Origin of the sequence: Enterococcus sp. C57, from assembly GCF_040887305.1 — a bacterium.
Lineage (GTDB): Bacteria > Bacillota > Bacilli > Lactobacillales > Enterococcaceae > Enterococcus_B > Enterococcus_B hirae.
Map to the genome: position 1 here is coordinate 1 of NZ_JBFOFP010000010.1, position 13,816 is coordinate 13,816.

The 13,816-nt window shown below is 36.9% G+C and carries 12 protein-coding genes and 1 pseudogene; 1 reads left to right on the plus strand and 12 read right to left on the minus strand.

Annotated features, from left to right (window positions below):
- The 12 genes and pseudogenes from AB5M32_RS11630 to AB5M32_RS11685 form a co-directional block, all read right to left on the minus strand.
- A pseudogene (locus tag AB5M32_RS11630) lies at window positions 1–978 on the minus strand (hypothetical protein); the annotation flags it as partial.
- Between the two features lie 96 nt (window positions 979–1,074).
- Window positions 1,075–1,275, minus strand: a complete 201-nt coding sequence (locus AB5M32_RS11635; RefSeq protein ID WP_010720019.1) for a hypothetical protein — start codon at window positions 1,273–1,275, stop codon at window positions 1,075–1,077.
- A 339-nt stretch (window positions 1,276–1,614) separates the two neighbouring features.
- Window positions 1,615–1,875 (minus strand): hypothetical protein, encoded by a 261-nt coding sequence (locus tag AB5M32_RS11640; RefSeq protein ID WP_010738415.1) that lies wholly within the window; start codon window positions 1,873–1,875, stop codon window positions 1,615–1,617.
- A 123-nt stretch (window positions 1,876–1,998) separates the two neighbouring features.
- Window positions 1,999–2,880, minus strand: a complete 882-nt coding sequence (locus AB5M32_RS11645; protein ID WP_010720021.1) for a ribose/proton symporter RbsU — start codon at window positions 2,878–2,880, stop codon at window positions 1,999–2,001.
- A gap of 23 nt (window positions 2,881–2,903) precedes the next feature.
- On the minus strand, window positions 2,904–3,299 hold the full coding sequence (gene rbsD, locus AB5M32_RS11650) for a D-ribose pyranase (RefSeq protein ID WP_010720022.1): 396 nt from the start codon (window positions 3,297–3,299) through the stop codon (window positions 2,904–2,906).
- Between the two features lie 17 nt (window positions 3,300–3,316).
- A complete protein-coding gene (gene rbsK, locus AB5M32_RS11655) occupies window positions 3,317–4,225 on the minus strand; it encodes a ribokinase (protein WP_178286789.1) in 909 nt (302 codons plus the stop codon).
- Window positions 4,226–4,547: 322 nt separating this feature from the next.
- The gene (manA, locus tag AB5M32_RS11660) at window positions 4,548–5,507 is read right to left on the minus strand and encodes a mannose-6-phosphate isomerase, class I (RefSeq protein WP_010720024.1); all 960 of its coding nucleotides are present in this window, start codon (window positions 5,505–5,507) and stop codon (window positions 4,548–4,550) included.
- A gap of 38 nt (window positions 5,508–5,545) precedes the next feature.
- On the minus strand, window positions 5,546–6,571 hold the full coding sequence (locus AB5M32_RS11665) for a serine hydrolase domain-containing protein (protein ID WP_368024470.1): 1,026 nt from the start codon (window positions 6,569–6,571) through the stop codon (window positions 5,546–5,548).
- 945 nt (window positions 6,572–7,516) lie between these two features.
- Window positions 7,517–8,365, minus strand: a complete 849-nt coding sequence (locus AB5M32_RS11670) for a VOC family protein (RefSeq protein ID WP_010738419.1) — start codon at window positions 8,363–8,365, stop codon at window positions 7,517–7,519.
- A 209-nt stretch (window positions 8,366–8,574) separates the two neighbouring features.
- On the minus strand, window positions 8,575–10,464 hold the full coding sequence (locus AB5M32_RS11675) for an ABC transporter ATP-binding protein (protein ID WP_063626571.1): 1,890 nt from the start codon (window positions 10,462–10,464) through the stop codon (window positions 8,575–8,577).
- The gene (locus AB5M32_RS11680) at window positions 10,461–12,188 is read right to left on the minus strand and encodes an ABC transporter ATP-binding protein (protein ID WP_034699574.1); all 1,728 of its coding nucleotides are present in this window, start codon (window positions 12,186–12,188) and stop codon (window positions 10,461–10,463) included. The genes AB5M32_RS11675 and AB5M32_RS11680 overlap by 4 nt, the downstream gene beginning before the upstream one ends.
- Window positions 12,189–12,203: 15 nt before the next feature.
- Window positions 12,204–12,848 carry a TetR/AcrR family transcriptional regulator gene (locus AB5M32_RS11685; RefSeq protein WP_010720029.1) on the minus strand — a complete coding sequence of 215 codons (645 nt, stop codon included), beginning with the start codon at window positions 12,846–12,848 and terminating at the stop codon, window positions 12,204–12,206.
- Window positions 12,849–13,065: 217 nt separating this feature from the next.
- Between AB5M32_RS11685 and AB5M32_RS11690 the strand changes: the two genes are divergently transcribed.
- On the plus strand, window positions 13,066–13,686 hold the full coding sequence (locus tag AB5M32_RS11690) for an NAD(P)H-dependent oxidoreductase (RefSeq protein ID WP_010720030.1): 621 nt from the start codon (window positions 13,066–13,068) through the stop codon (window positions 13,684–13,686).
- Window positions 13,687–13,816 lie beyond the last annotated feature (130 nt).

Consider the following 13,816-nt stretch of genomic DNA (forward strand, 5'->3'; position numbering starts at 1 on the left):
TACACGGGCATTGCCGTTTTTTAAAACAGTTATGGTTAAAGAAATTTTTTTACGTTCATTTAATCTGCCAACCATCATATTTTGGGTATATGGGTGTTGATAAATTAGCGGAACACCTTGAAAAGTAGAGGCAATATCATAGTCAAATTCAACTCGACTAGTCGCTTCTGCATTTTTGTTGGCAAGAATCGTTAATTGATTTCCTTTTTTAGAAATACTTAGTCCTTGTGAGACGAAAGATGGTAATGACTGATAATTACTAAAGGCATGGGTCGTGTCAGTTAAGGTGATACTTTCTCCAACTTTTAAGTTTATCGTTTGTTTGTCAAAAGAAGGTGATGTATAGAAATAATTGACATTTTTCATGACAGCAGATTTAAAGGTTTGATAGTCCGTCATCGAAAATACCCCTGAAATACTCAACGGTGTAATCCCTTGTTGTTCCCATGCCAAAATTTGAGTCATCAATTCTTTTTTCAACGTGTGGCCCGAAACCATCAGCCCGTAATACTTAATCAAAGAAATTTTTTTCATCTGTTCAGTATTTCGCTCAGCGACTGTATAGCCAGAGTTATTTCCAAGATTAAGTGCAGCACCTGGTTCTATGCACAAGGCAATTTCATTGTTGATCCGTTTACCGTACCAGCCATATTCACGTACACCGTTCGATAAGCGAATATCAATATTGGAGATATGAGCATTGGGGTCAACATAAATCGTTTGATTGTTTCGTTGGTGGGTTTGAGTTTCTCCTAAAGCAGCATGAATCGAGTGAGTGATGTAATTCGAAGGAGTTGTCGTATATAATTTGCCGTCTTCAGTTTGAATCAACTGATTCTCTTGAAAAAAACTTATTTTACGATCGTCTTGATCTGTATTTTCTAAATTTCCTGCTAAAACAACAAGTGGTCGGCAAAACGAAACGGATAATAAATGAATGATCAAAAATATGCGTACAACTAACTGGTATTTTTTCATCGAAATTCTCCTGTTTTTTGATAATAAACCTGCTTATCTACAAAAGTTCTCTCATAAACATAGAATTACTACTGACACTAAAAATCAAAATATTCGCTACTGAATCAAGCGAATCACATATTCATTTTTAGTGCGGTCATACCTTAAAACGCCACTTTTTTGTATCTGATTGATCAATTTTGCTTTGTCTCCATTTGTCCATCCATCTTGATGAACAAGCTGTTCATATTCACGCAAAGTAATCTGTTTTCTTTTACTACTACGCATAAAAGTTAATAATCGCTGGAGTTCTGTCATCAAGTTGTCACTCCTTAAAAATTTTAAGGCCACACCATTTTTAGGATAAATGGAAACCTGACTTTTTTAGGAAAAAGCCAACCCATATCCTCACGGTCCTCGGAAAAAACATTACGTAAGAAATTTTTCTTCAAACCGTTAATCACAGTTATCGGTTCCGTCCTCCGTAAGAGATTCTAGTCATACTTTTGCTGTTAGCATGCCAACACTAACAGGACTGTCATTTAGTTGAGCATCGATAAAGATTGACAGCAAATCATCGTTATCAGTTAGATTGCTAACCAGTAATGATGCTCACATATAACATTTTCAACGAACAAATATGTTTTTTTGCAACGACTAAACTTGCCAAGCTTTTACTTTCATTGGTCGTTCCACGTACTGTAAGTTTTGTTTTGTGTTCCTTCGTTTAGCAAAGATAAGACCGCCAGAAGAAACGGCTGTTTTTATTTGTGGATAAATCTTGTAGTCAGGTAATTCTTTTTTTGTCTCTTGATTGATAAACTGTCCATTTCCTAAATTAGCCCACGTAGAACCATCAAATAATCGAATCGTTAGTGCTTTACTTCGAATTGCTTTTTTTGAACAGATTCGTAACACGTAAATCCCTCCTCACTCTATAATTACGATTTATTTGCGATTCTTCCAAAAAAAATAAAAGACATTGATCAACTTAAGTCAATCAATGTCTTTCAGTTCAGCTTATTTTGTTTTGGGGAAGAGTTAGATCATTACAGTGATCGTAGCAGCAGCTAAAATCAAGACTAGTCCAATAACTGTAACAGTCATTTCTTTCTTGGTTTTCTTTTGTCCTAGGAACCAAATACCAGTCAGTGTCGCTAATACTACGGATGTTTGAGAAAGAATAAATCCTGTTGCTAACCCATTCATATCTGGTTGAGCTGAAATTAAATAAGTTAAAGCAGCGAAGGCAAAGAAAAATCCTGAAAAAATATGTTTATAAGAGACAACTTCGACAAACGCTGATTTTTCTTTAAAACTTAAAACAGCTGAATAAACAACAGCAACGATTACCATACCAATTGCTTGAGGTAAAAAGGCATGCATTCCATCAATTGAAGTTGCTTGAGGAGCTGCGGAATAAGCCCAGTAGCCGATTTCGCCTACTGCTAATAAAAGAACCGCTTTTTTCAATAAGTTACTGCCTTCTGTATTTTTCTTTTCAGTCCAAACAGTCATCCAAGCACCTAAAATAATCAAAACTAAAGCAAAGGCACCCAAGACTTTCGCAGTAGCACCTGGCCAATTTCCTAAAGCAAACACGCCCCACAATGAAGCTCCTAATAATTGAAAAGCAGTAGTAATAGGCATTGCACGAGAAGAACCAATCAAGGTAAAGGATTGGAATGTAATGATTTGGGCGATTGCCCAACCAACACCAGATAAGATTGAAAAAGTCAGGTCAGATCCTGTTGGTAACTCCATTCCTTTATATAAAGCAAAAACAATTGCAAAAATCAATGTTCCTAATGTTGAACCTAAAATTTGATTGACCGGACGTCCCCCGATCTTAGATGCGATCGTAGGATATAACCCCCAACCAAGTAGTGGGCCTAAGCCAATTAAAAGCGCGGTAGTATTCATGGTAGACTATTCCTCCTTCTTTTTTAAAAAACGACGCCGCTTTCTAAAATAATATTAGCATAAGGTGTCATTTCCCCTGTGCGAATAAACGCATGACACTGATTCAAATCAGCTTTCATTTTACTATGAGGGATAAAAGTAATAGGTGTTTCAGGTAGCCGTTGTTGAATTTCCGATAATACTTTAGGGTTTTCTGACTTGATTTCTTCAGCTAAATAAATACGTTGAACTTCTAACTCTTCAAGCACATTGTTCAAGACTTCCATAAAGCTTGGAATACCATTATCTACAGCCAAATCGATTTTTTCAGTTGTCATCGGCACGGGCATACCTGCATCACCGATACTTAATGTGTCAAAATGTCCCATTTGTGCGATTACACGAGAGATATCTGAATTGATTACTTTTGATTTTTTCATAATAAAAACGTCCTTTCTTAATTCAATTCTTGTTTATATGGAATAGAAGGTTGTGCGCCAAAACGTTGAACTGTCAAAGAAGAAGCTTTATTTCCATAGGTAATTGCTTCCTCTAAATTACTAAAATCAGTTGCTAACATGCTACTCATCGCACCAATGAATGTATCACCTGCAGCTGTCGTATCGACTGCACTCACTTTGAACGCTGGCACGATCCCATTTTTGCTGTTTTTAATCGAGTAAAATGCGCCTTTACTTCCGATCGTGATAATTACAACTTCGATTCCTAATTGATGTAAGTGAGCTGCAGCCTGTTTTAAGCTTTCTTCGTCCGTAATCGAAATCCCTGTTAAAATTTCTGTTTCTGTTTCATTAGGAATAATCATATCTGTTACTTTCAATAACTCTTCAGGCACATTTTCTAATGCTGGGGCAGGATTCAAAATTGTTTTTACTCCAACCTCTTTTGCTAGGTTAAAAGCTTCAACCGTACTTTCTATAGCGCTTTCAAACTGTGCGATGATAAAATCACTTTTTTCGATGATCGCTTTGTTTTGTCTAACTTGTTCTGGTGTAAACGCATTGTTCGCTCCGGCATGGATCATAATACTATTTTCCCCAGCATCATCAACGATGATGTAAGCTTGACCAGTCGCTTGGTTTTCAAGAGTTGCTACACCTTGTAAATTGATTTCTTCTTGTTCTAAAAGCTCAGCCATTGTTTTGCCAGCTTCATCGGTACCAATCGCTCCAATAAAATGAGTAGTAGCTTCTGAACGTCTTGCAGCAACTGCTTGGTTTGCTCCTTTTCCTCCGCCAGCTGAAAATGTTTCTTTCGTGTGGATCGTTTCTCCTGGTTTAGGCATGTGTTTAACTCGGATGGTCCGATCTAAATTAATGCTACCGATAACTGTTACAGTGTTCATTCCTTCATCACTCCATATTACATATTAATTGAATCAAACGCCATTCATCAATAATTAAAACGTTTTAACTCTACATCGAAAATATACCACAGATTGAAAGCTATTTCAAGAACCTATTTTTCCTAATTTTTTATTAGCAATCAGCAGCTTCATTTTTACCAGCATTCCAAAACAAAAAAAACTGAACACTTGTGCTGACTTGCTTAAGTTAGATCTTGGTCTAACTTAAGACATTCACAACACAAGGCTCAGTTTTTTTATTTCACAACACCAATCAGAAAAAATAACCATCTGCAAAGTTAACTAATAAATCACTGATTCTTTATTTCGATGCTTTACCTGGTTCAGAGGCAATGATTGATAACTCTCCTTGAACCGTCCATTCTGTCACATCATTTGGTAAAATAAAACTTGCCCCTTTAGTTAATGGGTAAATTTTTTCATTAACAACTAACTCTCCTGCTCCATCGATTACTGTCGCTAATGTATAAGGTGCTTGTTTTTTAAATGATGTAATTCCTTTGATATCCCATTCATAAACATTAAAAAACTCGGTCTCTAAATACGTAACGATCGAAGAATTCCCTTTACGTACTTCTTTCATTTGAATCTGTGGCGTAATAGCTGGAACAGTTGTCACATCAATTGATTGTTGGATATGCAATTCACGCGTATTGCCATTGGCATCTTTACGGTCATAATCATATACACGATAAGTCGTGTCCGAGCTTTGTTGCGTTTCTAAAATCATGATCCCTTTACCAATTGCATGGATCGTTCCACTAGGGACATAGAAAAAGTCGCCTTTTTTAACTGGGACTTTTTTCAATAAGTCATCCCAACGACCCTCTTGGATCATCTCAGCAAGTTCTTCTCTTGTTTTTGCATGATGGCCATAAATGATTTCTGCTCCAGGTTCAGCATCAATGATATACCAACATTCTGTTTTTCCTAACTCACCTTCGTGCTTCATTCCATAAGCATCATCTGGATGGACTTGTACTGATAATTCATCTTCTGCATCTAAGATTTTAATTAATAATGGGAAGACAGGCTCAGTTGGGTTGCCAAACAATTCCTTGTGGTTTTGCCATAACTCGTCTAATTTTTGTCCTTGGTATTCACCGTTTTCAACGACACTTACACCATGTGGATGTGCGCTGATCGCCCAATCTTCACCGATTTTATCATTAGGTATATCAAATCCAAATACTGATCTTAAACGGCTGCCTCCCCAAATTTTTTCTTGAAAAACTGGTTTTAAAAACATAGGTTCTTGCATAGTTCAAACTCCTCTCAATGTTCATAGTTATTATAGCATCATTTTTTTAATAACGCTTTCTCTTTCAAAAATTTTTCAACAATTTCATCACGACAACGAATATAAGCTTCACGATGATCCGTTGGATGGATACGGTTTGATAAGAAAATAAATGCTTCTTGTTCAATAATGTCAATTAGTAAGAACGTGCCCGTATAACCAGTATGAAAAAGAATTGGTTGCTGTTGTTCTAATCCTTTTTTTAAATCCCATCCTAAGGAACGATTGCCTTTTTTCGTTGGCGTATGATCTTGTAAAAGTGAGCGAATCGTTTGTTCTTCTAAAAAACGCCCATTTTCAGCTTTCCCTAAATTCAAATACATTTTTACAAAGGTAATACTGTCCTCTAAATCAAGAAACAACCCAGCATTTCCTGCATGTTCAGCGAGTACTCTCGCTTTAGGATCATGTGTAACTCCCCGCAAAACCTCACCTGAAGCGAATTGTTGTGTGGGAACAATTCTTTTGGAAGGATACGGTAAAAAAGTACTGTGCATCATCCCTAAAGGCGCTAATACTTGTTCTTCAAATAATTCTGTGGCTGGCTCTTGGAAAATCTCTTCAAGCATCAATCCTAATAAAATCGTGCCTGCATCTGTATATTTCACTAATTTCCCTAACTGATCACCAGGTTGAAGCTTTAAATAGGCTTCGATCAGCTGTTCTTGAGAGAGTTGATCTCGATTAGGAATCCAAGTTTCAATATTTGATGTATGAGTCAGTAAATGTCGTATCGTGATTGTTTCATTTTCAAAAGCCGGTAAATAATGGTGTAACGGTTTGTCTAAGTCGATTTTACCATCTTCCCACAAGCGTAACACTAGACTGGTGGTAGCGATCACTTTTGTTAAAGAAGCCACATCAAATAATAGATCTGCTGTCATTGGTTGGGTTTCAGGTACGATCTGTGCATGACCTGCTGAAAAAGTTTCAACATGCTTATGCTTAATAAACGCACCAACAACACCAGGATAATAACCTTCTTCAAGTTTATTTAAAATCAACTGTTTCGTTTCTGGGTACATTTTATTCTCCTTCTCTGTCGAAGAAATCAATTTTTGTTCATCATGCTAAGTCAAATCATATAGCTTTATCCAAGAGGATGCAAGTAGATAAAGGTTGTGAAAAGAGCGTTTTGCCCTGAGTAATAAGGAGGAAAATCTCGAAACAGCTTTCCATGTTTTGAGATTTTACTCCTTATTACCGAAGGGCAGCTCTTTGAACACCGTGGATTAGGTCGTGATAGAAGCGTTCAGCTCCGAACGAATAAGAGAGGATTTTTTAAAATAGCTTCTCATATTTTAGAAAATCATCGCTTATTGCTGAGGAGTTGCTTCTTGAACGCCGTGGGTAAGGTCGTGAAAACATCGGGTAGCTCCGATGACAATAAGAAAGATTTTTTTGAAACAGCTCCTCATGTTTTGAAAAATTCAGGCTTATTTCAAGGAGCTGATGTTTGAACGCCGTGGATAAAGGTTGTGAAAAGAGCGTTTTGCCCTGAGTAATAAGGAGGAAAATCTCGAAACAGCTCCTCATGTTTTGAGATTTTTTGACTTATTACCGAAGGGCAGCTCTTTGAACACCGTGGATTAGGTCGTGAAAGAAGCGATTAGCTCCGAGCGAATAAGAGAGGATTTTTTAAAATAGCTTCTCATATTTTAGAAAATCATCGCTTATTGCTGAGGAGTTGCTTCTTGAACGCCGTGGATTAGGTCGTGAAAGAAGCGTTCAGCTCCAATGACAATAAGAAAATTTTTTAAATCAACTTTTCTTCTATCCTCTTGTATCTTAGAGAAACTTCTTTAGTTGAAGAGTTGTTTCTGGTATCTCTTTATATATTGAACAAAAAATCAGCTTTCGATTTCCGTTGCTGCTTGTGATGCGCTTTGCCAACAATGAACAAAAGCAAAAGCCCCTAAACATCAAATCGTTAGGAGCTATTTCTACCTATTCAATTATTTGTCTTCGCTTTATTTTTTGGCTTTTTTTGTATCGATCACAAACCACCATTCGATACCAATCGCATCATAAATTGTTAACACAGTATGTCTTTGATCGATAAAGAAGTCAACTGCAGTTTCATTTAAATGCTGAATCAACTGTTCCATGCTTTCTTGATCAATCACGAATTTCAAGAAATCTAAACCTAATACTTCATGAGTCGGCAATGCTAATGCCTCACTATTTGCTTCTGAGATTCCTACATGGAAGTTCCCTTCATTTAAAACATGTAATCCGTTCTTTTCTTCCCGAACTTTTAGTCCCAGTAAATCACTTAAAAAACGGCGTTCTTCTTCGCTATCAAAAACGTTTAAATGGATTTTTTCAAAGTAAGAATTAGCGGATAATTTTTTGTAACGCTCTTCTGACTTACGTAATAATGACTCTTGATCCATTGCTTCTGGTTGATTTCGTTCTTGAACATTGTCCTCTTCGTGATAAATTTCTAATTCGTTACCTTCTGGATCCTTAAGTAAGATCCCCATGCGCCCTTGATCTTCTAACGCATCTTCAATTGGATAGTTTGTTTTACGGATACGGGAAAGGATATCAGCCATTTCTGCTACCGTTGGAATAATCAATGAAAAACGTTTCAGTTTTTTGATTTCCCCAATGTAATCATGCGCTCTAGGACTTTCTTCTAGCAATAGCATCTCACTATTTTGCTCTTGTGTCCCTAAAATAGCTAATTCATTTTCTTCCCGTTTCAAATCAAAACCGATCGTATTTTTGTAAAAATCAATCATTTTATCTCTATCTTTAACCCGGATTGCTACACTTTTTAGGTAAGTAGTAGACCCCAATTTAAATTCTTTCATTTTTCTTGCTCCCCTCTACGTCCAGCTTTATTTTAACGATGCTTCACATTTCTTTCAAGCAATAAATGGGTTTTTATTAAAAAAAATGTGAGAATTTTCGCATTTTCCACGCAATACTGCAATTATTTTTAAATAACATTCATTATAATAAATAAAACGCATGGAACGCTTCAGATGCTCTTTCCATGCGTTTTACTATTAATGAATTGTTAAGAAACAGCTTCTTCGGAAAACTGGCTGTTATATAAATCAGCATAAAATCCATCTTTTTCCATCAATTGATCATGATTTCCTGTTTCAACAATTGAACCGTGGTTCATGACAATAATGTTATCGGCATCTCGAATGGTTGACAGACGGTGAGCTACTACAAAGCTTGTTCGATTTTCTAATAAACGATTCATCGCTTTTTGGATCAAAATCTCTGTCCGAGTATCCACACTAGAAGTTGCTTCATCAAGTATCAATACATCCGGATTAGCTAAAAATGCCCGAGCAATCGTGATTAACTGTCGTTGCCCTTGGGAAATGTTGCTGGCATCTTCATTTAATACCGTTTGATAACCTTCAGGCAGTTTGCGAACAAAGTCATCAACATGGGCAGCTTTGGCTGCTTCAATCACTTGTTCGTCAGTTGCATCATCGTTTCCGTATTTGATATTGTCGTAGATGCTACCTGTAAATAGCCATGTATCTTGCAGAACCATTGAAAATTGAGCACGTAAGTTATCTCGAGATAAATCTCTCGTATCTACCCCGTCATAACGGATACTTCCGCCAGAAACATCATAGAAACGTTCTAACAAGTTGATCAAGGTCGTTTTACCAGCACCAGTCGGACCAACAATGGCCACCATTTCTCCAGGTTTCACATCCAGATTAAAATCTGTCATCAATAGTTGATCTTTGGTATAACCGAATTGAACATTTTCAAAACGAACTTTATATGGTGTGTTCTCTTCAACAGGTAACCCAGATTTTTTATCAGACATTTCCTCTTCATCCAGCACTTCAAAAACCCGTTCCGCAGATGCAACAGTTGACTGGATCGTGTTCATTAAACTTGCAAGTTGAGTAATCGGCTGTGAGAATTGTGTCGTATATTGTAAGAACGCTTGAACGTCCCCAAGTGTCATATTCCCATTTGCAACTTTGACCCCACCTAATACAGCAACAAATACATAGCCAAGATTTTTAACGAAGTTCATCAAAGGCATAATGATCGCAGAGATAAACTGGGCTTTCCACCCTGCAGCATATAACTTATCGTTTTCTTCTTCAAAAACTTCTTGGTCTTTGGCTGTATGATTGAAAGTTTTGACGATCGTATGACCACCATAAGTTTCTTCTACTTGGTTGTTTAAGAGACCTAAACTTTTTTGTTGCTCTGCAAAAAAGACTTGGGATTTGGGTGCAATGATCATCACGACGATCAAACTCAATGGAATCATCAGTAAAGCCACTAACGTCAATTGCCAACTAATAGAAAGCATCATAACGATGACACCGATCAAAGTAACTGCACTTGTTACAAACTGTGTTAAGTTTTGTTGAAGGGTACTGGCAATATTATCCATATCATTGATTGCACGAGACATGATGTCTCCATTTGTATGTGTATCATAATAAGAAATCGGTACACGATTCATTTTTGCTTCTAGATCATGACGTAACTCATAAACTGTTCGTTGCGATACTCGTGTCATAATAAATTGTTGCAAGAAATTGAATACTGCAGAAATCAAATACATCACAATAACCGTGGCGATGATTTGAGCAATTTTATCAAAATCAATTGGGAATTTAGAAATTTGTTGCCCCGCTTGCATTTGTTTTGCTCCAGCCATCACCCCATTAAAAATCTCAGTAGTTGCTCTCCCTAATACTTTTGGTGTTTGGATCTGGAAAATGACTGCTGCGATCGCTAATACAAATACAGCAATGATCGCAACCGAGCGTTTTGACATATAGCCAAATAAACGTTTCACTGTGCCCCAAAAATTCTTTGGTTTTTCTCCTTTTGCCCCAATGTTTCGACCGGGTCCGTGACCGCCGCCAGGCATTGGTCGTTGAGAAGGTTTGGTCGTTCCTTTACTCATGCTAGATCCTCCTCTCTTAATTGTGAATGAACGATTTCCTGATAGGTTTCATTCGTTTTAAGAAGTTCATCGTGTGTGCCTTTGCCAACTAGTTTTCCTTCATCAAGGACTAAGATCATATCCGCATCCATTACTGTACTTACTCGTTGTGCAACCAAAACCGTAATACTTTCTTTCATATTTTGTTTTAAAGCTTGACGTAATTTTGCATCTGTTTTAAAGTCCAAAGCCGAGAAAGAATCATCAAATACATAAATATCAGCTGGTTTGACTAATGCTCGAGCAATCGCCAAACGTTGTCTTTGCCCACCAGAAAAATTTCCTCCGCCTTGTTCAACATGACTGTCTAAGCCCTCTTCCATTTCTGAAACGAAGTCTTTGGCTTGGGCGATTTCTAACGCTTTCCAAATCATTTCATCAGTAGCATCTGCTTTGCCGTACTGCATGTTTTCTCTGATCGTGCCAGAGAACAACATGGCTTTTTGTGGAACAAAGCCCATCAATTCACGCAAATTATACTGAGTCATATCGGTAATACTTACACCATCAATCTTGATTGTTCCTGATTCGACATCGTATAGTCGTGGGATAAGGTTGACTAAAGTAGATTTACCCGAACCAGTTCCACCAATAATCGCAACAGTTTCGCCTGATTTTGCTGAAAAATCAATATCTTCTAATGCCAGCTTCTCAGCTCCATGGTACCGGTAGTTGACATGTTCAAATGAGATTGTGGCAGCTTTACCTGCAGGAGTCACCTCAGTTGGGTTCTCAGGATCTGAGATACCTACTTTTTCATCTAATACTTCATTGATCCGATCAGCAGAAGCTTGCGCTCGAGGGACCATGATAAAAATAGCTGAAAGCATCATAAAGCTAATTAAAATTTGCATAGCATACGTCATAAATGCAATTAGGTTTCCGACTTCTAACGTCATATCTGCTATGTAGTGTCCACCAAACCAAGTAATTGCTACGTTTGTTCCACTCATAATCAAAGTCATCATCGGCATCATCAATGCAACGATCGTGTTGACTTTAATTGCTGTATTTGTATAATCTTTGTTTGCTAAATCAAAACGATTTTCTTCAAAACGTGTCTTATCAAACGCTCGTATTACCCTTACCCCTGTTAATCCTTCACGAAACACTAGGTTCAAACGGTCTGTCTTCTTTTGCATGCTCTTGAATAGTGGTACCGCAAAAAACATGATTCCGCCGATCACCACTAGCATGATTGGAATAACTACTAAGAAGATTTTGGTTAATTGATGATCTTTTTGATAAGCAAGAAAACTTGCGCCAACCAATGTGATCGGTGCATTGATCATCATTCTTAAAAACATTTGCGTAACCATCTGGATTTGTGTCACGTCATTAGTTGTACGGGTAATCAAGGATGCTGTACCATATTTGTCAAATGCATCTTTTGTTAAACTTTCAGATTTTTTATAAACATCGGTACGTAATTGCTTTCCTAATTTTTGTGACTCACGTGTAGCAAAAAAGGTATTTGCGATCGCTGCGATGATACTAATCAAAGAAAAACCGATCATAACAAAACCTGTTTGCCAAATATAATCAACATCACCTCGTGCTACACCTTTATCAATGATATTTGATGTGAGCGTCGGCAAATAAAGATCTGATAAAACTTGGATAACCATGAACAACGTGGCTGCAATAGCTGAAGTCAGTGAAATCCGTTTGACGATTTTTAGCATGTAATTCCCCTCTTTCTATTGATATACGCCGTCTTTCAACCATGATAGTTTTAATTTAAATTCTTTAATGGCATGATCCACGGAGTAATTTTCGTTTTTTGAAAATGATTTATAGGCATGAGCAATCGTAGTAAAGACGATATTCATGATCAATTGGATCAGTAGTTCCAGTTCATGATCATCGTTTACTTTCAGTGTCGTTCGATCAATCAATCCAATTAATTCTTTTGCCTCTTTTTGATGTTTTGCATGTGAATGACGCTGATCATCTTTTGTATGTGGCACGACTTTACGAGAAGCACGATAGTCCAAGTTCATGAAAAGATTACGATAAAAAGAAGCATTTTCCCCGACTAAAATCTCCCGAATGATTTTAGTAAAATAAAGCTCGAATCCTTCGAATAAATCCCCATCGACATCTTTTATCAGTTGGAACATATCTTTTGAACTATCACGTCGAACAGTTTCAAAATAATAATAGTAAAGATCCTCTTTGTCTTCAAAATACTGATAAAAACTACCTCTAGGGATTTCTGCGATCTTCACGATATTTGCGATGGAAGCATCTTTTAATGGTACTCTGGAAAATTCAATCCTAGCTGCTTCTAATAAACGTTTCTGCTTTTCCTCTGGTAGATGAAAAAAAGTTTTCGTAGGCATCTTTTTCCTCCTTCCTAAAATGACACACTGTCACATGACGCTATGTCATTATAACACCAAGAAGATGTTTTGCAATGCTTTTCCATATTTTTTCATGAAAAGACTAAAAAAATTCATAATTAAAAATCGAACCTTAAAAAAACTTGATAGCCTTTTCGCTTTCAAGTAAACTAGCTATGTTAGTCAGATAACAAGTCAGCTTAAAGGAGAGAATATTATGGCATCAGTTTTAGTAGTAAAAGGGCACCCATTAACTGCACAGGAATCACGTTCAGTTAAAGCATTAACAACTTTTTTAACTAGTTACAAAGAAAATCATCCAGAAGATGAAGTGACTGTTTTAGAGCTTTATCGTGATGATATCCCAGAAATCGATGAAGAATTACTTTCAGGATGGGAAGCACTTCGGGCAGGTGCTGAGTTCTCTACTTTGTCTGAAAGTCAACAACAAAAAATTGCTCGTTTCAATGAATTGACCGACCAATTTCTTGCTGCAGACAAGATCGTTATTGCGAATGCTTTATGGAACTTGAATATCCCAACAAAATTAAAAGCTTGGTTTGACACCGTCAATGTCGCTGGCAAGACATTCCGTTATACTGAAAACGGACCAGAAGGATTAGTTTCTGGTAAAAAAGCTTTGCACATCCAATCCAACGGAGGCATTTATAACGGTCAAGACTTCGCTTCTCAATATGTCAAAGGCATCTTAAACTTTGTCGGTATCGATCAAGTGGATCAATTATTTATTGAAGGTATCGACTATACCCCTGACCGTGCAGAAGAATTGATGCAATCAGCTTTAGATAAAGCTGCAGCATTTGGTCAAACGTTCTAATAAAAGCTACTTGCAGGTTTACTATAAAGTTAGTCCTTTACTAACTTTGATTGTTGCATAGCGAGTACCTAAAAATTTCTTAAAAAATTTAAAAAAAAAAAAAAAACGAAGAATCTCGAAAATAGTTAAA